The sequence below is a fragment of the Alloyangia pacifica genome (genome assembly GCF_003111685.1).
Lineage (GTDB): Bacteria > Pseudomonadota > Alphaproteobacteria > Rhodobacterales > Rhodobacteraceae > Salipiger > Salipiger pacificus_A.
In genome coordinates, this window is sequence record NZ_CP022191.1 from 223097 (window position 1) to 243626 (window position 20530).

The 20530-nt window shown below is 66.9% G+C and carries 18 protein-coding genes; 3 read left to right on the forward strand and 15 right to left on the reverse strand.

Annotated features, from left to right (window positions below):
• Positions 1-99: 99 nt before the first annotated feature.
• From CEW88_RS20210 to lsrA, 13 genes are all read right to left on the reverse strand, one after another.
• On the reverse strand, positions 100-834 hold the full coding sequence (locus tag CEW88_RS20210) for a class II aldolase/adducin family protein (protein ID WP_108970409.1): 735 nt from the start codon (positions 832-834) through the stop codon (positions 100-102).
• A gap of 21 nt (positions 835-855) precedes the next feature.
• Complete coding sequence (locus CEW88_RS20215; protein ID WP_108970169.1) at positions 856-2277, reverse strand: carnitine 3-dehydrogenase; 1422 nt, start codon at positions 2275-2277, stop codon at positions 856-858.
• Positions 2274-3197: a 3-keto-5-aminohexanoate cleavage protein gene (locus tag CEW88_RS20220; protein ID WP_108970170.1), complete on the reverse strand. Its 924-nt coding sequence runs from the start codon at positions 3195-3197 to the stop codon at positions 2274-2276. The genes CEW88_RS20215 and CEW88_RS20220 overlap by 4 nt, the downstream gene beginning before the upstream one ends.
• A 19-nt stretch (positions 3198-3216) precedes the next feature.
• The gene (locus CEW88_RS20225; RefSeq protein ID WP_108970171.1) at positions 3217-4002 is read right to left on the reverse strand and encodes a carnitinyl-CoA dehydratase; all 786 of its coding nucleotides are present in this window, start codon (positions 4000-4002) and stop codon (positions 3217-3219) included.
• Positions 3999-6053, reverse strand: coding sequence for an acetate--CoA ligase family protein (locus CEW88_RS20230; RefSeq protein WP_108970172.1), 2055 nt, complete (start codon positions 6051-6053; stop codon positions 3999-4001). Before CEW88_RS20230 ends, CEW88_RS20225 begins: the two co-directional genes overlap by 4 nt.
• Positions 6054-6056: 3 nt before the next feature.
• A complete protein-coding gene (locus CEW88_RS20235; RefSeq protein ID WP_108970410.1) occupies positions 6057-7217 on the reverse strand; it encodes an acyl-CoA dehydrogenase family protein in 1161 nt (386 codons plus the stop codon).
• An 806-nt stretch (positions 7218-8023) separates the two neighbouring features.
• A complete protein-coding gene (locus tag CEW88_RS20240) occupies positions 8024-8971 on the reverse strand; it encodes a LysR substrate-binding domain-containing protein (protein ID WP_108970173.1) in 948 nt (315 codons plus the stop codon).
• Positions 8972-9007: 36 nt separating this feature from the next.
• On the reverse strand, positions 9008-9436 hold the full coding sequence (locus CEW88_RS24775; RefSeq protein ID WP_254694573.1) for a class II aldolase/adducin family protein: 429 nt from the start codon (positions 9434-9436) through the stop codon (positions 9008-9010).
• 703 nt (positions 9437-10139) lie between these two features.
• Positions 10140-11381 (reverse strand): class II aldolase/adducin family protein, encoded by a 1242-nt coding sequence (locus tag CEW88_RS20250; RefSeq protein ID WP_108970174.1) that lies wholly within the window; start codon positions 11379-11381, stop codon positions 10140-10142.
• A 68-nt stretch (positions 11382-11449) separates the two neighbouring features.
• Entirely contained in the window at positions 11450-12466 is a 1017-nt protein-coding gene (gene lsrB / locus CEW88_RS20255) for an autoinducer 2 ABC transporter substrate-binding protein LsrB (RefSeq protein WP_108970175.1), read from the reverse strand.
• A 35-nt stretch (positions 12467-12501) separates the two neighbouring features.
• Positions 12502-13485, reverse strand: coding sequence for an ABC transporter permease subunit (locus CEW88_RS20260; RefSeq protein WP_108970176.1), 984 nt, complete (start codon positions 13483-13485; stop codon positions 12502-12504).
• A complete protein-coding gene (locus CEW88_RS20265) occupies positions 13482-14492 on the reverse strand; it encodes an ABC transporter permease subunit (protein WP_108970177.1) in 1011 nt (336 codons plus the stop codon). The genes CEW88_RS20260 and CEW88_RS20265 overlap by 4 nt, the downstream gene beginning before the upstream one ends.
• Positions 14485-15960, reverse strand: coding sequence for an autoinducer 2 ABC transporter ATP-binding protein LsrA (gene lsrA / locus CEW88_RS20270; RefSeq protein WP_108970178.1), 1476 nt, complete (start codon positions 15958-15960; stop codon positions 14485-14487). Before lsrA ends, CEW88_RS20265 begins: the two co-directional genes overlap by 8 nt.
• Positions 15961-16175: 215 nt before the next feature.
• Between lsrA and CEW88_RS20275 the strand changes: the two genes are divergently transcribed.
• The 3 genes from CEW88_RS20275 to CEW88_RS20285 are packed head-to-tail and all read left to right on the forward strand — an operon-like array spanning position 16176 to position 18990.
• Positions 16176-17114 carry a sugar-binding transcriptional regulator gene (locus CEW88_RS20275; RefSeq protein WP_108970179.1) on the forward strand — a complete coding sequence of 313 codons (939 nt, stop codon included), beginning with the start codon at positions 16176-16178 and terminating at the stop codon, positions 17112-17114.
• A gap of 2 nt (positions 17115-17116) precedes the next feature.
• On the forward strand, positions 17117-18646 hold the full coding sequence (lsrK, locus tag CEW88_RS20280; RefSeq protein WP_108970180.1) for an autoinducer-2 kinase: 1530 nt from the start codon (positions 17117-17119) through the stop codon (positions 18644-18646).
• 35 nt (positions 18647-18681) lie between these two features.
• Positions 18682-18990, forward strand: coding sequence for an antibiotic biosynthesis monooxygenase (locus tag CEW88_RS20285; RefSeq protein WP_108970181.1), 309 nt, complete (start codon positions 18682-18684; stop codon positions 18988-18990).
• 132 nt (positions 18991-19122) lie between these two features.
• Here the strand turns inward: CEW88_RS20285 and CEW88_RS20290 are convergent, their stop codons facing one another.
• Complete coding sequence (locus CEW88_RS20290) at positions 19123-19857, reverse strand: amino acid ABC transporter ATP-binding protein (protein ID WP_108970182.1); 735 nt, start codon at positions 19855-19857, stop codon at positions 19123-19125.
• Positions 19854-20528 carry an amino acid ABC transporter permease gene (locus CEW88_RS20295; RefSeq protein WP_108970183.1) on the reverse strand — a complete coding sequence of 225 codons (675 nt, stop codon included), beginning with the start codon at positions 20526-20528 and terminating at the stop codon, positions 19854-19856. Before CEW88_RS20295 ends, CEW88_RS20290 begins: the two co-directional genes overlap by 4 nt.
• Between the last annotated feature and the right edge of the window lie 2 nt (positions 20529-20530).

Genomic DNA, 20530 nt, shown 5'->3' on the forward strand with positions numbered 1-20530 from the left:
TTGGCCCGCTGGCAGGCCACGCCCACCTTTTCGGCGGATCTAGCGCGCCTCGCCGAGAGTCCATTCCCGAGGCGCTTGCGTAAGAGGCCCGTCGCTCGCTCAGCCGCGGAAGTCGGGGCCGACGCCTTCGATCGAGCGCAGATGCGCCTGCCATTCGAGTTCGAGATCGCCATCTTCCTCGTTCATCTGCACGTACTGCTGGTGCACCCGGGCGGCGATCTCGTCGTCCACCATGCGCAGCGGCTGGCCGCTGGAGGTGGCGGCGATCTGAATCTCGCAGGCGCGCTCGAGGTAGAACATGTTGTTGAACATCTCGGCGGCGCTTCGGCCAGTGGCGATGAGCCCGTGGTTGCGCAGCATCAGCACCGGGTGATCGCCGAGGTCCTCGACGATGCGCTCGCGCTCTTCCAGATCCAGCGCGATGCCTTCGAAGTCGTGGTAGCCGATGCGATTGTGGAACTGCAGCGAAATCTGATTGAGCGGCAGCAGCCCTTCTTCCATGCAGGAGACCGCCACGCCCGCGCGGGTATGGGTGTGCATGATCCAGGCCGCGTCATGCCGGGTCATGTGCACCGCCGAATGGATGGTGAAGCCCGCCGGGTTCACCCGCTGCGGGCTGCCGTCGACCTTGTTGCCGTCGACATCGATCTTCACCAGCGAGGAGGCCGTGATCTCTTCCCAGCGCCAGCCATAGGGGTTGATCAGGAAATGCCCGTCTTCGCCCGGCACGCGGGCGGTGATATGCGTGTAAATGAGGTCGGTGAATTTATGCAGCGCCGCGAGCCGGTAGCAGGCGGCGAGCTCTTCGCGGGTCTGTTTCTCTTCAGGGGACATGGTCATCGGTGTCTCCGGTCTTCAGTTGCGTTGGCCGACGGCGCCACCGGCGCCCTCGGCGGGGCGCCCGGCGTGGGCCGCGGCCAGGGTTTCGAGCGCCTGCGCCACCTGCGGCTCCGGCGGGCATGCGCGGCGCGTGGTGAGGTCGGTGTGAACAAGCAAGGTTTCGAGCGTGGCCGCAAGGGTCCCATCGGGTTTTATCACCCGGTGGAAGAGTTTCATCTTCTTGCCCGCGCCCTCCAGCACCTGTGTGGTCACCGTCAGGAGGTCCCCGCGATGCACCTCACTCAGATAGCGGATGCGGGTGTCGACAGTGAAGAAACTCTTGCCCGAGGCGACATAGGCGTCATCCGCGCCCACGAGTTTCATCAGCCCGTCGGTGGCCCAGGTGCCCAGCTCGAGATAGGCAGCCTCGTTCATGTGACCGTTGTAGTCCGTCCAGGTGACCGGCACCGACTGGCGCAGGGTGATCGGCAGACCGTCTTGCTCGCCGCCCCTGTCCAGCAATTTCTCGTGCCGCAGAAGCACCCCACCCGCGCCACTGCCGGTGCGGCGGAGGCCGCGCAGGATGGCGACAAGATTGTCGTCGCGCAGCCGCTCCAGCTCCCGGATGCCAAGATGGCCGGACTGGGCGTCGGACTGGCTGCTGATGGTTTCGACAAGCGCCGCATCCAGCTCGGGCACATCGGTCAGCTTTGTCCATGGCCAGTCGAGGGTCGGGCTGAACTGCGCGATGTAGCTCTGCATTCCCGCCTCGCCGCCTGCGATGCGATAGGTCTCGAAGAGCCCCATCTGCGCCCAGCGGAGGCCGAAGCTCATGCGGATCGCGTCATCGATCTCGGCGGTGGTGGCGATGCCGTCCTTCAGCATCCACAGTGCCTCGCGCCAGACCGCCTCCTGGAAGCGGTTGCCGATGAAGGCGTCGATCTCCTTGCGCAGTACCAGCGGGTGCATGCCGATCGAGGTAACCACCTCGGCGGCCTTGTCGCAAAGTGTCGGATCGCCCGAAATTTCCGCCAGAGGCAGCAGGTAGACCGGGTTGAACGGATGCACCACCACCACCGGCGCGCCGCCGGAGGCGAGGTCGCTGGCCTTGAAGCCCGAGGTCGAGGACGCGATGAAATCACCCTCGCGCAGCGCCGCGGTGATTTCATCATACACCCTGTGCTTCAGCTCGAGCCGCTCCGAGACGCTCTCCTGCACCCAGTCCGCGCCCGCCACCGCTTCGGAGATCGAGGTGGCAAAGGTGAGGCTGCCCTCGGGCGGCAACGGGCGGGCATAGAGCGCGGGCAGCGCGGCGCGGGCATTGTCCAGCACCTCACCGATCTTGCGCGCGGCTTCGGGATCTGGGTCAAAGACGGCGACGTCCCAGCCGTTGAGCAGGAAGCGCGCGGCCCAGCCACCGCCGATGACGCCCCCGCCGATGATCGCGGCGCGGCTCATGCCGGAGCCGCGGGGGCGGCGCGCTTCACGAGGCCAAGCTGCGCGCGCACCTCTTCCGGCCCGATCAGCGAGGCGCCCATGTTGCTCAGCAGGTTGGCTGCCTTCTCGACAAGCTGCGCGTTGGTCGCCAGCACGCCACGCTCGAGGTAGATGTTGTCCTCCAGCCCGACCCGGACGTTGCCGCCTGCCAGTGCCGCCGCCGCCACATAGGGCATCTGATCGCGGCCAAGGCTGAAGGCCGACCAATTCCAGCTCTCGGGCACGTTGTTGACCATCGCCATGAAGGTATTGAGGTCGTTCGGCGCACCCCACGGGACGCCCATGCAGAGCTGCACCAGCGCCGGGTTTTCCAGCACGCCTTCCTTCACCAGCTGCTTGGCGAACCATAGATGGCCGGTGTCGAAAGCCTCGATCTCGGGTTTTACGTCGAGCTCGGTCATCTGCTGGCCCATGGCGCGCAGCATGCCCGTGGTGTTGGTCATCACATAATTGCCGTCGCCGAAGTTCATCGACCCGCAGTCGAGCGTGCAGATCTCCGGCAGGCAGGCGCGGATGTGGGCCATACGCTCGGTCGCGCCCGCCATGTCTGTGTTCGGCGTATCGAGCTGCATCGGCGTCTCGGGATCGCCGAAGGTCAGATCGCCGCCAATGCCCGCAGTGAGGTTCAGCACCACGTCCACCTCGGACGCGCGGATGCGGTCGGTCACTTCTCGGTAGTAGTCCAGATCGCGGCAGGGCGCGCCGGTCTCGGGGTCGCGCACGTGGCAGTGCACGATCGCGGCCCCGGCCCTGGCGGCGTCGATGGCGGCATCGGCGATTTCCTTGGGCGAGCGCGGTACGAGGTGGCTCTTGTCCTGCGTTGCGCCCGCGCCAGTGATCGCAGCGGTGATGAAGGGTTTGCGGTTCATCTGAAGAGGCATGGTGTCTCCTGTCGTCTCGTTACCGGCCTTTCCAGACCGGGTCGCGTTTCTCGGCGAAGGCGCGGGCACCTTCCTTTTGGTCCTCGGAGCGGTAGAGCCGCTCGACGGTTTCGAACTGGCTGCGGGTGATGCGGTTCATCGCGTCCTGGAACTTCATGTCCTCGGCCTCGCGGGCGATCTCCTTGATCGCGGCGAAGACCAGCGGCGGACCGGCGGCCAGTTCGTCCGCCATCTTGCGCGCCTCGGCCATCAGTTCGGCCCCCGGCACGACGCGGTTGACCAGGCCCCAGCGATGCGCCTCCTCCACGTCGAACCAGCGGCCGGTGTAGAGCAGCTCCATGGCGATGTGATAGGGGATGCGCTTGGGTAGCTTGAGGGTCGCCGCATCGGCCACGGTGCCGGATTTGATCTCCGGGAGGGCAAAGGAGGCGTGGTCGGCGGCGAAGATGATGTCGGCGCTGATCGCCAGCTCCAACCCACCACCGCAAGCGATGCCGTTGACCGCAGCGATCACCGGCTTGTTCAGGCCGCGCAGCTCCTGCAGACCGCCGAAGCCGCCCTTGCCATAGTCGCCGTCGGCATCCTCGCCGCTGGCTGCGGCCTTGAGGTCCCAGCCCGGGCAGAAGAACTTCTCGCCCGCGCCGGTGAGGATCGCCACGCGCAGCTCGGGGTCGTCCCGGAAGTTGGTGAAGATTTCCCCCAGCTCGCGGCTGGTGGCCATGTCGATCGCGTTGGCCTTGGGCCGGTTCAACGTCACCTCGAGCACCGCGCCACGGCGCTCGGTGAGCACGTTCGAAGAGGTCATTGTTTCTCTCCCATCCTGATGAGTGCATCCGCCGCCACCACGTCGGAGGCACGGCAGATCAGCGGGTTGATTTCGATTTCATGCAGGCTGTCCGCGTGGGTGCGGACCAGCTCCTGCACTGCCATGATCGTGTCGAGCACCGCCTCCATGTCCGCCGCCGGACGTCCACGGTAGCCGGTGAGCAGAGCGCCGCTGCGCAGGCCCCTGAGCGCGCGATGCACCTCCTCGCGGCTGACGGGGACCAGCAGCGAGGCGGTGTCGCGAATGAGTTCGGTGAGGATACCGCCAAGCCCCAGCGTCAGCACGAAGCCATGCGCCGGGTCGCGGGTCACGCCGATCAGCAGCTCGGCCACGGTGCCGGTGATCATCTCTTCGACGAGAAAGCTCTGCGCGGGCATGCCCGTCGCCGCCTCCATCACCGCCGCGCGGCAGTCGAGGTTCAGCACCACCGCCCCGGCCTCGGTCTTATGGACGATGCCCTCGCCCTTCAGCACCACCGGGAAGCCGATGGCAGAGGCGCAGGCTCCGGCGGTCTCGGCACAGTCGGCGCGGTCGGACTTCGGCACCCGGATGCCTGCTGCCGCGAGCAGCGCCTTGGCCTCCGCCTCGGGATAGATGCGGGTGGCACCATGGCCGTTAAGCGGTATCAGCACCGGCTCGGTTGGTCGGTTGTCGCCCGCGGACCGGATGCCGACCTGTGCCGCGGCGCCAATCGCGCGCAGTGCCTCGCCCATGCCGCAGAGCGGGGTGATGCCGAGCTCCAGCGCCCGTGCAGCGACCGGCTCGGGCAACCCCTCGGCGAGCAGCGAAACCAAGGCCATCGGCGTGCCGGTGGTGTGTCTCGTTCGGGCCACCGCGCGCAGCACCTGGTCGTAGTCTGGCGCGGCAAAGCGGTCGTCGCGCGGGTAGTCGATCACCACGCAGCCGAGCGCCAGGTCGGCGTCGCAAAGGCCGGTGAAAGTGGCTTCCAGCGCCGCCTCGTCGCCCCAGATATATGTGTTGTAGTCCAAGGGGTTTGCCAGCGCGACCTTCGGGCCGAGCGCGGCCCGCAGAGCGGATTTCTGGGTATCGTCCAGCGTGGGGAAGTCGACGCCCACTGCCTCGCCCATGTCGGCCATCAGCGAGGCCTCGCCGCCCGAGCAGGACGCCGAGGCGATCCGCGCAGAGGACAGCCCGCCGGTGACATGCAGCAGCTTCAGCGTCTCGACCAGCTCCGACGGCGTGGCGACCTGCGCCATGCCGAGCCGGCGCAGCAGCGCCCGCGCCCCGGCATCGCTGCCGGTGAGCGAGGCGGTGTGCGAGATTGCCGCCTCCTGCGCCTGCTGCGACGCTCCGACCTTCAGCGCGACGATGGGCTTGCCCAGCTCCTGCGCGCGGCGGGCCAGCCCCTCGAAGGCGGGCAGATCGCTGATCCCCTCAATGTGCAGCCCAAGCGCGGTGATGCGTGGGTCTTCCAGCAGCGCGATGCCGAGATCGGCCATGGAGGTCTGCGCCTGATTGCCCGCCGCCACGACCGCGGCCAGCGGCAGCCCGCGGCGCTGCATTGTGAGGTTGATCAGCACGTTGGACGACTGGCCAATGACGGCGACGCCGCTCTCCACCGGCGACATGCCGTGCCGGTCGGGCCAGAGCGCCACGCCGTCGAGCGCGTTGACCATGCCATAGCAGTTCGGTCCCAGGATCCGCATATTGCCCGCGGCGGCGACCAACTGCTCCTGCAGGTCATCTCCGTCGGCCAATTCCGAGACCGCCTCGCTGAAGCCGGCGGCAAAGCAGACCGCGCCGCCGCAGCCCATGGCCGAGAGCTCTCCGGCGATCTGTACCGAAAGCTCGCGGTTGACCCCGATGAAGGCGGCATCCGGAACGCCTGGCAGCGACGAGAGGTCCGGGTAGGCCGGCAGCCCGCCGACCTCGGATTTCTTGGGGTGCACCGGCCAGATCGGCCCCGAGAAGCCGGTCTCGCGGCACTGGCGCACCACGCTCTCGCACCAGGTACCACCGCCGATGACGGCGATGGCCTTTGGCGAAAGGAAGCGGCTGAGCGGCTCCATGAGTCAGGCTCCCAGCGGCCGGAAAATTTCCCGGCTGATGATGTGACGCTGGATCTCGGACGTGCCGTCCCAGATGCGCTCAACGCGGGCGTCACGCCAGAAGCGTTCGATCGGCAGTTCGTCCATCAGCCCCATGCCGCCGTGGATCTGCAGCGCGGCGTCGGTGACGCGGGCCAGCATTTCCGAGGCATAGACCTTGGCCGAGGCGATCTCGCGGTTGGCGGGCAGGCCCTGGTCGAGGCGCCATGCGGAGGAGAGCGTCAGCATGTCTGCGGCATCGATCTCGGTGATCATGTCGGCGATCTGGAAGCTGACGCCCTGGAACTTGCCGATCGGCTGGCCGAACTGCTTGCGCTCGGCGGCGTATTGCACGGCGTGGTCGAACACCCGGCGGGCGCGGCCCACCGACATGGTCGCCACAGTGATGCGCGTGGCGTAGAGCCATTCGTTCATCACCTCGAAGCCGCCATCGACCTCACCCAGCACCTGCGCGTCGGGCAGGCGGCAGTTGTCGAAGTAGAGGATGCAGTTCTTGTAGCCGCGGTGCGAGACCGAGTTGTAGCCCTTCGCCACCTCGAACCCGGGGGTGTCGCGATCGACAAGGAAGCAGGTGATGCGCTTCTTGGGGCCGCGCGGGGTCTCGTCGACGCCGGTGGCAACGAAGACGATGAAGAAATCCGCGTGGTCGGCGCCGGAGATGAAGTGCTTGGAGCCGTTGATCACCCAGTCGCCGCCGTCACGGGTGGCGGTGCATTTCATACCGCGCACGTCCGAGCCGGCGTCGGGCTCGGTCATCGCCAGCGCGTCCATGCGCTCGCCGCGCACGGCGGGCATCAGGTAGCGCTCCACCTGCTCGCCCTCACAGGCCATCAGGATGTTTTGCGGGCGGCCGAAGAAGTGGGTCAGCGCCATCGAGCCGCGGCCCAGTTCGCGCTCAACCAGCGCGAACTCCAGGTGCGACAGGCCCGGCCCGCCAACGCTCTCGGGGAAGTTGGAGGCATAAAAGCCGAGATCGAGGCACTTCTGCTTGATCTCCTGCGCCACCTCTGCGGGCACCTCGCCGCTGCGTTCGACCACGGCCTCATGCGGGTAGATCTCGTTCTCGACGAAGCTCCGGACGGTGGAGACGATCATCTCCTGTTCTTCGGTCAGTCCAAAATGCATGTCGGACCCTCTTGTTCTGTCGTTGCGTTGGTCTGGGGTTTTGCGGGGTTTCCCGCGCCGCCGAGGCGCGGGAGACAGGATCAGCAGCACCGAGAGCGTGGCGATCGAGGGGTCGACATTGTCACGCAGGCCCATCCACATGCGGCGTGTCAGGGTGATGGACTCGACCGAGATGACGAAGAGCGTCACGCCGATCTCGTCCCAGCTGAGCAGGAAGCACGGGAAGAACGCGTCCAAGAAGCCGAAGCGGATGTTGGGAAGGATCACCCCGAAGACGCGGGTCGGCAGACTCGCGTCCATGGATTGCCCGGCCAGGTCCATGCGCCGGTCGAGCTCGCTCAGCGACATCATGGCCACGACCACGGCACAAGGCACGATCATCCCCATATGGGCGAGGATCACGCCACCGAGGCTGTCGTAGGCGATCAGGGTGTTCCACTCCGACAGCTTCTTGAGGAAGAAGTAGAGCGTCAGCGACGAAACCACGGGTGGCGCCACCATGGGCCGCAGCACGAAACCGGTCATCCGCCCCGAGGCGCGCGCGCGCAGCATCCAGATGCCGATGCAGAAGGCGATGGCCAGCGGGAGGTTGATGGCACAGCGGAATTGTCGCAACCACGTTTAGGATGTGGCGCCTAAGGCGTGGAACTTCCCTTATTCTTTTTCCGACCGAACGTGCTTCGATCTGCGTTGTGTTCACCACAATCGCCTCGCTCTTCATTCTTGCCCGTTATGGGACAAGGGTAGGGAGACGAGCACATGGACCGCAAATGAAACTTGTTGACCTGCGCGACAAATAGAATTTGTCACCCGTCGCGGCGTTGGCGAAACCTGCTCAATTCAATTCGTCTTTTCAGCCAGTTACGAAACTCAGCCACGATCTCGGTTTCGAACTTTTCCTCCGGGGTACAAAGAAAATAACCGGTGTCGGCATGCAGGGACGCCGCGAAGGGACGCATCAGCTTGCCGTCTCGCAACTCATTTCGCCACAGGACCGTGTCACCGATCGCGATCCCCTGTCCGGCCAGAACCGCCGTGTGCACGATGTTCATGTCCGAGTAGCAGATGCCGCGATGGGCGTTCTCTGTCGGCAGGCCGGAGAGCTGCATCCAGTTCTCCCAGTCGGTGAAATCTTTCATGTGTATCAACGTCGCGGCCTTGAGAATCCCGAGGTCGTTGAAGTTCTTGAACTGGCTCAGGTAGGCGGGGCTGCAGAGCGGCGTGAAGTCGACCGCCATCAACGGCTCGATCACGAGGTGCGCGCGCGGCTCCTGCCCGAAGGTGATGAAGGTATCGACCTCGGGGTTGTTGGTGTCGGCAAGATTGTGAGTGCTGATCACGTTCAGCACCACCTCGGGGTTCTCCGCCAGGAAATCACCGACATGCAGGCACAGCCAGGACGACGCGAAGCCCGGGGGGGCGCTCACCGTCAGCCGCCCGGTCAGCCCCTGCTGCGAGACGCGCGCCGTCGAGCTGGCGATCATGCTGAGCGCGCGGCGCACGTCTTCGGCATAGGCGCGAGCCTGCGGGGTGATCTCGGTCCGGTTGCCGTGGCGCTCGAGGATCTTGAAGCCGAGGTCGGTTTCCAGCAGGCGCAGCTGATGGCTGACTGCGCTGCGGGTGACGTTAAGCTCGGCGGCGGCTCGCCAGAGCGCGCCATTGCGCGCGACGCTTTCGATGGCGCGCAGCGCCTGGATCGAGGGGAAACGTTTGATGGCGGGCCTCGCGCGGTTGAAAAACGGCCCCCGCTGCATAGCGCGGCGCAGGCGCGTGATCGAGACCTCCCGCGCTTATGGCAGGGTCACCTGCGACTTCAGGAACTCAAAGTGCCGGTCAGCCATGCCGCGGTAGGCCAGCCAGCCGTCCGCGGTGTTCTGCGCCACCGCATCCGAAAGCACCGCAAGTGCCGCTCCGGTCGAGCGCGCGAGGATCAGCGTCTGCATTGCCTTGTCGAAGAAATAGAGGTTCTCGACAGCCTGCACGACGGTCTGCCCGACGATGGTGCCTCCATGGTCGCCCATGACCGACACCTCCTTTTCGCCCAGAGAGTCCGACAGCCGTTCACCCTCCTCCCCGGCGCTGCCGATGGCGCCGAAATCCAGATCATTGGCAGTACGGCCGTAAAAGCGCGCGGGGGTGGTGTCGATCGGGGCGGGCACCTCCGAGAGCACCTTGATCCCCTCCGGATCGCGGAGCCGGGAATCCTTGGCAACGGCCACGCCATTCGCGGAGAGACTCTATCGCCCTCGACGCTGTTGGCCCGGCAGAGCAGGAACTGCACGCCCGGCGCGAGCTCCTCGGCAGGCGTGTCGGCATGCAACTCGTGCCCCGGCGCGGTATAGGCCGTGTGGGTCGGGTTGATGTGGGTCTTCGCGTCAAAGTGGTCGCCAAAGAAAATCGGGCGGAGCTGACCAATCACCCCCGGCAGCCTCGGTAAGGCCCGCGTCGCTGTCCGGCATGTCGGTGAGGATCACGAGGCCTTCGACCAAAAGCGCCTCGATCCATTTGGCGCTCGGAGTGGGGTCGGCCAGAAGCACAGGCTGGCTGAATCGCGGCACGTCGGAGTCGTGGTCGCCGTACCATGCCGTGCGCTCAGGTCTGCCGGGTCGGGGCAGCGGCGCGGAGACTTGTAGGCTTTGAGCCAGTCCAGCGGGAAGCGGGTGACGTGATCCTCGCCCGCCCAGGTGATCTCCGGCTCATCGCCGTTCGCCTCGGCGGTCTGCCATCGCGGTGCGGTGTCGAAGCGCAAGATGTCGAAACCGCGCTCTCGCGTGCCGGCGTTGAACGAGCTGGGAAAACTACGTCCCGGCGCACGGCATCGAAGGGAGCCGGCTCTAAGACAAGACCTTCGACAATTGCGATCAGACGCCGCTGCGAAAGCGTCCGCGGCCGCGCGTCGGCGCGGACCGCGGAACACGTCGCTCACTGCTTCTTGAGCTTGACCTGTTCCAGCGACCAGTACTCCATGTCGAAGAGATCGCGCTCGGAAATGGGAGTGAAGCGCCGGTAGGCCTCGGCGGCGTTCACCACACGGCAGGTCTGCTCGAAGAGATCCCCCGCGATGCGTGCCGCCTTCATGTTCGCGCCGACCCCGAAGATGCCTGCGCCCGGCACGAGGATGACGCGCGGCAAGGGGTCGAGCATGACCTTTTCTTCGGCTGCGTGGGGCGCATTGCGCTCAAAGTAAGCGCGGTATTCCGCGGCGAACCCGTCGAGCGCGGCGTCGATCTCCTCGCGCGTGGCGCCCGCCTGGAGCAACATGCCGAAGGGTTTCAGCCGGATCACGTGGTCGGGGGTCACCGTACCGCGCCGCGCGAGCTCCGGCAGGTCGTCACGCCCGAGATAGGCGCGGATCGCGGGGGTCGAGCGGAAGTCGAGGGCCGGCTCATCGCCAAGCGCGTCGCGCGCGGCGAGCGCGTCGGCAAGGTCGCGAACCAGCGCTTCGGGTGCCGTGCGGTCGGTGTCTTCCGGGGCCGGAACGGTGATACCACGCGCCGCGAGGTAGTCCTCTGCCCTGGTCACGAACTCGATCATCAGCTCGTAGCTCTCGCGCGCCGTCTCGGCGAAGGTGAAGAGCCCGTGCTGCGCCAGCCAGAGCCCCTCGACCGAGGGATCGCGCGCCAGCGCGTCCTTGCAGGCGTGGCTGAGATTGTAGCCCGGCATCACGTAGGGCACCCAGCCGACCCGCCCGCCGAAGATCTCCTGCACCACCGGCTCCATGTCGGCCTGGTCGGCCAGCACGAGGATCGCCGTTGCGTGGGTGTGATCGACGAAGGCATGTGGCATGTAGGCATGCAGCAGCGCCTCGACCGAGGGGTTGGGCGCGGAGGCATCGAGCAGGTGGCTGCGCAGGAACGCGACCATGTCCTCGTCCGACATGCGCGGCACGTCGCGCGTCTCGAGCAGCGGCGCCAGATGCATGGCCGGCAGGCCCGGCGCCTCGATGTCGCCGAGATCCCAGCCCGAGCCCTTGACGTGGATCACCGTGCCTTCCGCCGCCGGGATCTTCACCGAGGTGTTGCCGCCGCCGTGCAGAACGAGGTCCGGGTCCTGCCCGATCAGCCGCGAGCTGTAGACCCGCAGCCCCAGCGCGGCGGGCTCTCCCCGGGCCTCGGCCCCGGCCGCGAAGGCCTCAGCTTCCTTGTCGTTCCAGCGGCTCTGCATCTCGGTTCTCCCTGTCATGGACCGGGGGCGCCGCAAGCGCCCCCGGGTGGTCTGTGGCAAAAGCGGCCTCAGAAGTCGTAGTTGTCGATGTTCTCGGCGTTAAAAACGGTGCGTTCGGGCAGCAGGATGATGCCATTGCCCTCGGCCTCGTAGTCGTAGCCCTGCACCGCGTTCGGCGAGACCTCGACCGGGCCGATGCCCGGCACGTCGATGCTGTCACCCACGTTGAGCGGGCCGTCCTTCAGCACATGCGCCGCCACCGCGACCGAGATCGCCCCTTGCTGTGTCACGTCCCAGAGGCCGAACCGCTCGACCGTGCCGCGCTTCACGTAAGGGCGCATCACGTTCGGTGTCGAGAAGCCCACGATGGTCACCTCGCCGGCGCGGTCCAGATTCTCGGCTGCCTGAGCCGATGCCGGGAGCGCGTTGGCGTCGGGCGCGATGATCGCGTCAAGGTCGGGATAGGCGCCAAGGATGCTCTCGGCGGTCTGCAACGATTTCTGCGCGTCGTTGTAGCCATATTGCGTGGTCACGATCTCCCAGCCCGGGTGCTCGGCGGCGATCTTGGCCTTGGCGGCCTCGGCCCAGGCATTCTGGTCGGTCACGGTCGGCGAAGAGTAGAAGAAGGCGACCTTGGCCTTTTCCTTGCCGGCGAGCCCGTCATCCGCCATGTCCACGAGCAGCCCGCCAAGCTGGTCCGGCGTGCCCTGGTTGATGTAGTAGGAGCGGCACTCGGGGTTCACGTCGCTGTCCCAGGTCATCACCAGCACGTCGCGGGCCATCGCCTGCTTGAGCGCCGGGCAGAGGCCGTCGGGCGAGACCGAGGAGAGCACGATCGCGCCGTAGCCCTGGTTGACGAAGTTGTTCACGAACTGAACCTGGCCCGAGACGCTGGGCTCGGTCGGGCCGTCATAGGTCACGTTGACTCCAAGCTCGTCGCCCATGGCCATCGCCCCGTTCCCACCCGAGGTGAAGAAGCCCACCCCGACCAGTTTCGGGATAAAGGCGATGTCTTGGGCGCTCGCGACGTTGGCGGCCATCAGGCCAGCCGCAACTGTACCAAGCAGCGTCAGGGATTTACGCATGGTGTTTCCTCCTCCATTGAAACAAGTGCCCGGGGTCAGTGCGTCTGCCGCGAGCGGACCGGTAAGAAATCCCGAAGCAGCTCAGCGCCGTGGCGCAGGGCGACTACGAGGACCAGCAGCGCCCCGGACAGCGCGCTGGAAATCTGACTGGGCACACCGCTCATCTGCAGGCCCTGCTGCAGGTAGCCGATGATGAACGTGGCGATGATCGTGCCCAGCACCGAGCCCTGACCGCCGTAGATCGAGGCGCCTCCGAGCACGGCCGCAGTGATCGCCGGCAGCAGCGTTGCGCTGCCGAGATCGACCCGGGCCGAGCCGAAATAGGCCGATAGCATGAGCCCCGCGAGCGCCGCGGCAAGGCCGGTCAGCACGTAGGTCACCAGCTGCACACGGAAGACAGGCATACCCGAATGGCGCGCAGCGTGCTCGTTCTGACCGACCTGGAACACCAGCCGTCCGAACCGCGTCAGGTGCAGCAGGACCAGCAGCAGCGCTGCAAAGCAGAGAAACACGAAGAGCGGCATCGGCAGGCCCAGCACCTGTGCGTATCCAAGCGCGGTGAAACCGGCGGGAAAGCCGCCGATGCCTTCGTAGCCACTGGCGCCGACCAGCCCCGAGAGCACGGTCGCCGCGCCCGAGAACATGTAGAGCGAGCCCAGCGTCACCACCAGCGGCTGCAACCGCGTGAGCCGGATCACCACCGCGTTCAGCAGTCCTGCGGCTGCACCGGTGGCAAAACCCACCAGCAGCGAGAGCGGCAGCGGCAGCCCGAAGAAGTTGGCGATGCCAAACGTGATCGCGGCAAGCCCCACGGTCGATGCGAAGCTCACGTCGATCCCTCCGGCGATGATCACCAGGGTCAGCGGCACGGCGACGATGCCCACCTGCACGAAGTCCGAGGTCCCGAACAGCAGCGACGCGGGCCGCAGGAAGCGCGGGTTGATCATCCCGAAAATGGCGAGCTCGGCCAGCAGCACCGCGAAGAGCAGCACTTCCCAGCGCATCAAGTGGCGTTTCATGCGGCATCCTCCAGGTCGCTGCGCGGGGCGATCTTGTGGCTCGAGCGGCGGTAGCGCGCGGCCCGGTCACGGGCCTCGAGCGCGATGCGCAGCCGGCCGTCGATCAGCAAGACGGTCAGCAGCATGCCGCCGCCGATGAGGTCGTTCCAGTAGGCGGGGATCTTGAGGAACACGAGCGAGGTGTCGATGGAGGTGAAGAAGATCACCCCGATGACCACGCCCGCCACGGTCCCCACGCCGCCAAGCAGGCTGATCCCGCCGAGCACCAGCGCGGCGATGGCGCGCAGCTCGATGCCGCTGCCCGCCTGGTTCGGCACAAAACCGATCTGCGCGGCGAAAGTGATCCCGGCCAGCGCGTACATCGCGCCGCCCCAGGCGAAGCAAAGGAACTCGATGCGCTTCACCGGCAGCCCGAGGTGGCGCGCCGCGGCGCGGTTGTCGCCGACGACCTTGACCCAGCCGCCGCGGCGCGAGCGCAGGAACAGCCAGAGCAGCACGATAACACCCGCGGCGACCAGCCCCATGACCGACAGGCCCGCGACCGACTTGGCGCCGAGCGCCTTCAGCGCCTCGGGAAGCTCCTCGATCCACTCCCCGCCGGTGGCGATCAGCATCACCCCGCGGAAAAGCCCGAGCGTGCCGAGCGTCGCCACGATCGAGGGCACGCCGAGCAGCGCCACGAGCGCGCCGCTGAGCGCCCCGGCCATCACCCCGACACCAAGCGCCGCGCCGCAGGCGAGCGGCAACGCGACGCCGGCGTTGAGCGTCAGACCCAGGGTCACCGCCGAGAGCCCGAGCACCGAACCGCCAGACACGTCGATGTTGCGGGTCAGGATGATCGGGAAGATCCCCAGCGCCACAAGCATCAGCACCAGACCGTTGGACCAGATGATGCTCGCGGTGTGCGCCGACAGGAAGCCCGGCGCCGCGGCGCCGACCGCCAGCAGCACGGCCAGCGTGACGAGGAAGAGCGTCGCGACACGGTCGCGGGCGATGCGTTCAAGCATGGGCGGCCTCCCCGGCCTCGAAGGCAAGCTGTGCGATGTCGTCGGTGCTGGACCCGGCGGGCAATTCTCCCGCGAAATGGCCCCCCGCCATCACCGCGATCCGGTCCGAAAGGCGCAGCACCTCATCGAAGTCGGACGAGATCAGCAGCACCGCGGTGCCGGTCTCGGCGAGCTCCTCGATGATGCGGTAGATGTCGTTGCGCGCGCCCACGTCGACGCCCCGTGTCGGCTCGTCGAGGATCAGCACCCGCGGCGCCGCGGCCAGGCATTTCGACAGCAGGACCTTTTGCTGATTGCCGCCCGACAGGCTGCCGACCGGCTGGTCGGGTCCGGCACAGCGGATGCCCAGCGACTTGCGGTACGCTGCGAAACGGCGGCGTTCCTGCCCGGGCCGCAGCAGGAAGGGCAGCCGGTCGTGCACCAGCGACGAGGTGTTCCAGTAGAGCGGCGCCTCGAGGAAGAGCCCGTATTGCTGCCGGTCCTCGGAGAGGTGCACCACCCCCGCCTTCACCGCCGCCCCCGGCCCCCTGGCCTTGAAGTCTCGGCCTTCGAGCGTGACCCGCCCGCCGCTGCGCGGGCGCAGTCCAACCAGCGTCTCGGCCAGTTCCGTGCGCCCCGCACCGACGACGCCAGTCAGCCCGAGGATCTCTCCCGCGCGCAACGACAGCGAGATGTCGACGAAGCCCTCGCCGCTCAGCCCCTCGAGGGACAGTACCGGCGCGCCGGTGATCTCGCGCTGCCGTTCGCGCACATCGAGCGCGGTGACGCCCGGGCTCATGGCAGCAAGTATATCGGCGTCGGGGCTCGCGCTCATCCGCTCGCTCAGCACAACGTAGCCGTCACGCAGCACTGTGATCCTGTCGGAGACCGCGCGCAGCTCGTGCAGCTTGTGGGAAATGAAGACAAGCCCGTGCCCTTCGGCGCGCAGCGCACGCATGTGGCCAAACAGCGTCTCTACCTCGTGCGGCGTCAGCGCCGAGGTCGGCTCGTCGAGGATCAGCACCTTGGCCTCGCGCAGCAGCCCGCGCAGGATCTCGACGATCTGCCGGTCGGCGATTTCCAGCGTCGCGGCCTTGGCATCCGGCGACAGCGAAACGCCGAGTTGGGCAATCAGCTCCTCGACGCGCGCGCGGTAGGCACCGGCGGGCTTCGGCATGCCGACGCAGATATTCTGGAGCACCGACTGGTTGGGGAAGATATGCGCTTCCTGCGGAACGAGGTAGAGACCCATTGCCTGCGCCTGCGCGGGAGTCGCGGGCGAGAGCTGCGCGCCGCCGAGCCGGACTTCGCCGCCCGATGCGGACACGAGCCCCGCGAGAATTTTCATCAGCGTCGACTTGCCCGCACCGTTGCCCCCCAGCAGGGCATGAACCTCGCCGGAGCGGATCGTGAAATCGACCGCCTTCAGCACGGGGACGCCCGCGTAGCTTTTCGACACGGACTTCAATTCCGCGAGAACAGTTTCCATGACGCCTCCTCACCGATGCCGAGCGCGAGCCGACCACCAGTTGATGTTCATTTGCACTCTTCGCCATCATTTGTGCAGCCATCATACGTCGTGTCAATCTGATTCTGCGCATTTATAGGGCACAATCGCCGCATAATTGGGCAGTTGACTTGATCAATTATTTGATGAAGAACTATTATGATCTCGCTTGCAGCTCGCAGGAAAGGACCCGCCCGATGATGGAACAGCCTCAGAGCGCCACCGACGATGCCCTCATGGCGCGCGTGGCCTGGCTCTATTACAACGATGGGCTGACCCAGAGCGAAGTCGGCGACATCCTCAACATCTCTCGCATAAAGGTCTCGCGCCTGCTCGACGCCGGGCGCAGCTCTGGACTCATCCAAGTGCGGATCAACTCGCGCCAGCAGGGTTGCCTCGAGCTCGAGACCCGGATGCGGCAACAGTTCGACCTGAGCGACTGCCGGGTGATTCCCGAAAGCTCGGTCGCAGACGTGAACCTGCGCGTAGGGCAGGCCGCCGCCCAGTACCTGATGCAGAAGCTGGCCCCGGGCGAGACGCTGTCGGTCGGGTGGGGCGAGACCATCACCCATTCGATCCGCATGCTGGGCCACACAGCGCAGGAGCGCGGCATTGGCCTCTATTCGCTCACTGGCGGCGTGCAGACCTACGTCGAGGGGATGCGCGAGGCGAACTGGCATCGCAACATCAACATCATCCCGGCGCCGCTGGTGGTCTCGACGCCCGAACTGGCGCGCGCGCTCATGCAGGAGCCGTCCATCGCCGCGCTCATGGCGCAGGCGCTCGAGGCGGACTACAAGCTGGTTGGCATCGGCGGGCTGAGCGAGAGCGCGACGGTGGTGACGCAGGGCTACATCCCGGCGGGCGAGATCGATCCGCTGCGCCGGGGCGGCGCGCGCGGCGACATCCTCTGCCGTTTCTACGACCGTCGCGGGCAGGACATCGGCGTGCCGCTGCACGACCGGGTGGTCGGCGTCGACCTCGAACAACTGCGCGCCTCGGACCGGGTGATCGGCGCGGCGGGAGGGCCGAGCAAGACCGGTCCGATCCTCTCGGCCCTGCGCGGCGAAATCCTCGACATCCTGGTCACCGACGAGCCGACCGCGCTCGCCCTTCTCGACGCGGCGGAGGCCTGAGCATGCCCTATTTCCTTGCTTTCGATGCCGGCACCGGCAGCGGCCGCGCCGTGCTCTTCGACGACACCGGCGCCGAGATCGCGGCCTCCGGACAGGAATGGTGGCACGCCACCGACCCCCGCTTCCCCGGCTCGATGGATTTCGACACCGCCGGCAACTGGGCCGCGCTGGCGCGCTGCTGCCGCGAGGTGATCGCGGCAAGCGGGATCGACCCCACCGAGATCCGCGCGGTCAGCGCCACCGCCATGCGCGAAGCCTTCGTGCTGCATGACGCCAGCGGCGCCGAAATCTGGGCCTGCGCCAACGTTGATGCCCGCGCGGGTGACGAGGTGCGCGAGCTTAAGCGGGCCCACCCCGGGCTCGAGGCAGAGATTTACGCACGCTCCGGCCAGACCTACGCGCTTGGCGCCCTGCCCCGTCTCGCCTGGCTGCGCCGCCACGCGCCGGAAACGCTCGACCGCGCGCGCAGCCTCACTATGCTCTCGGATTGGATCCTCTACCGGCTCTCGGGCGAGCTGACGCTCGAGCCCTCGAACGGCGGCACCACGGGCCTGCTTGATCTGCGGACCCGCGCGCCGCTGACCGGGGCGCTGGAAACCGTTGGCCTGCCCACCGATCTCTTTCCCCGCGGCGTCACCACCGGCGAGGTCATTGGCAAGGTCCATGCCGCTGCCGCGGCCGAAACCGGTCTGGCCCCCGGCACGCTGGTCGTCGCCGGCGGCGGCGACTGCCAGACCGGCGCGCTTGGACTCGGCATCGTGCACGAGGGAGACTGCGCGGTGCTGGGTGGTACCTTCTGGCAGCAGGTGGTGAACGTGCCCCTGTCGCTCACCGATCCGAGCATGACTCTACGCATCAACCCGCACATGGTTGCCGGGCTCAACCAGGCCGAGGCGATCAGCTTCTTCACCGGCGCGGTCATGCGCTGGTTCCGCGATGCCTTCGGCAACGGCAAAGGCTACGCGGCGCTCGAGGCCGACTCGATGGCCGTGCCGCCCGGCGCCTATGGGATCATCCCGATTTTTTCCGACGTCATGCGCTACGGCGACTGGTTCCACGCCGCGCCTTCACTGCTCAACCTCTCGCTCGACGCGGCCGCCTCGGGTCCGGCCGCGATCTTCCGCGCGCTGCAGGAGAACGCGGCCATCGTCGCGCGGCGGAACCTCGAGGCCGTCTTTGCCCTCACCGGCCACCGGCCCGAGCGCCTGGTCTTCGCCGGCGGCGCCGCGAAATCCGCCCATTGGTCGCAGATCCTTGCCGATGTCACCGGGCTGACGGTGGTCACGCCGAAGGTGACCGAGGCCACCGCACAGGGCTGCGCCTCGGCGGCGGCGACCGGTGCTGGCCATTTCGCCTCGCTCGCCGAGGCGGGCGGTGCCTGGACGCGGATCGAACGGACCTTCACCCCCGATACGGCGCTGCGGCCGCTCTACGACGAGGCCGGCGAGCGATGGGCCAAGGCCTATGCCGCGCAGCGCCAGCTCGTGCTTGACGGCACCACCACCTCGATGTGGCAGGCGCCCGGCATCTGAGGCTTCCCATTCTTCTACTCACAAAGGACAAGGTCATGCTGATCCAACTCGTCAACATCAAGGTTCAGGAAGGCACGCGCGACACCTTCCTCAAGGCTTTCACTCTGAACTGCGAAGGCACGCGCAAGGAGCCGGGCAATCTGCGCTTCGATTTGCTGCACGACCCCGCAGACGAGAACAACTTCTACGTCTACGAGATCTTCGAGAGCGAGGCCGCTCTGGACGAGCACCGCAAGACCCCGCATTACCAGACCTGCGTGTCAATGATCGATCCGATCACCCTCGGCGGACGCAGCAAGACCTACTTCTCGCCGGTGCTGATCCAGGACCAGGCGCCCGCCTGAGCCCGCAGCCAAGCCGATCGTCAAGCCGTGCCGCCGTCCTTGCGATGGCGCAGGCTTGTCCCGCATGAGAAGGGAACCCGGCCTCTGCGGAGGAAGGCCGCAAGACTTGGCACGCGCACCCATCACATGTGCCTAATGCGACAGCCGCCTGAGGAACCGCTGCAGCCGCTCGTCCTTGGGCGACCCGAAGATCTGTTCCGGGCTTCCTTCCTCGACAATCTTGCCGCCGTGCATGAAGATCACCCGGTCGGCAATCTCGCGGGCGAACTGCATCTCGTGGGTGACGATCAGCATTGTCTGGCGACGCGCGGCGACGCGGCGCATGAGGTCGAGCACCTCGCCCACCCATTCCGGGTCAAGCGCCGAGGTCGGCTCGTCGAAGAGCATGAGCTCGGCGCCGATGGCCATGGCTCGGCCGATGCCGACGCGCTGCTGCTGTCCGCCCGAGAGGCTCGCAGGGTAGCTGTCCGCCTTTTCGGCGAGGCCGGTCTCGGCCAGCACCTCGAGCGCACGCCGCTCGGCCTCGGCCGGCGGGCGGCCCTGCACGGTGACCAGCGCCTCCATGATATTTTCCTTCGCGGTCTTGTTGGCAAAGAGCGCGTAGTTCTGGAAGACGAAAGCCGAGCGGCGGCGCAGGGCGAGAACTTCGGCCCGGCTCGCCCGGGCGGCATCGAGCGTGACGGCGCCGATGGTGATCCGTCCCGCGTCGGGCTCATCGAGGAAGTTGAGGCAGCGCAGGAGGGTCGACTTGCCGGTCCCCGAGGGGCCGATGATCACCACCCGCTCGCCCGGCGCGATGTCGAGATCGATCCCATCGAGCACCGCAGTGCCGTTGAAAGTCTTGCTGAGACCGCGGACGGAAATCATCGTGCATACGCCTTGTTCAGATAGACCTCGAGCCGCTTCTGCCCCTGGCTCAGCAGTTCGACCATGGCCCAGTACATCAACGCCACGACGAGGAAGGCCTCGAAATAGAGGAAGCTGCCCGCCGCCTCTTTCTGCGCCGCGCCCATCATCTCGGTGACGCCAAGGGTGAAGGCCAGCGAGGTGCCCTTGATCATGTCGATGAAGTAGTTGACCAGCGTCGGCGCCGCCACCCGGGCGGCCTGCGGCAGGATGATCCGCCGCATCATCTGCAGCTGGGTCATGCCGATAGACTGTGCCGCCTCCCATTGGCTGCGGTCGACACCGAGGATCGCCGCGCGGATCGTCTCGGCCATGTAGGCCGAGAAATGCAGCGTCAGCCCCATGATCGCGGCGGTGACCCCGTTGATGCTGGTCAGGAAGCTCATCACCTGCGGCAGACCGTAGTAGAAGAGGAAGAGCTGCACCAAGAGCGGCGTGCCGCGGAAGAAGCTGATGAACAGCACAACCGCCCAGTCGATCCAAGGCAGACGGAACACCCGCTCGACCGCCAGCAGCGAGGCGAGGATGAGCGCCAGGACCATCCCCGCCGCCGCCATACCCAGCGTCAGCGGCACGTAGCCCAGGATAACGGGGACCAGCCCCAGCATGTAGTCGAGGTCCAGTCCCCGCATGG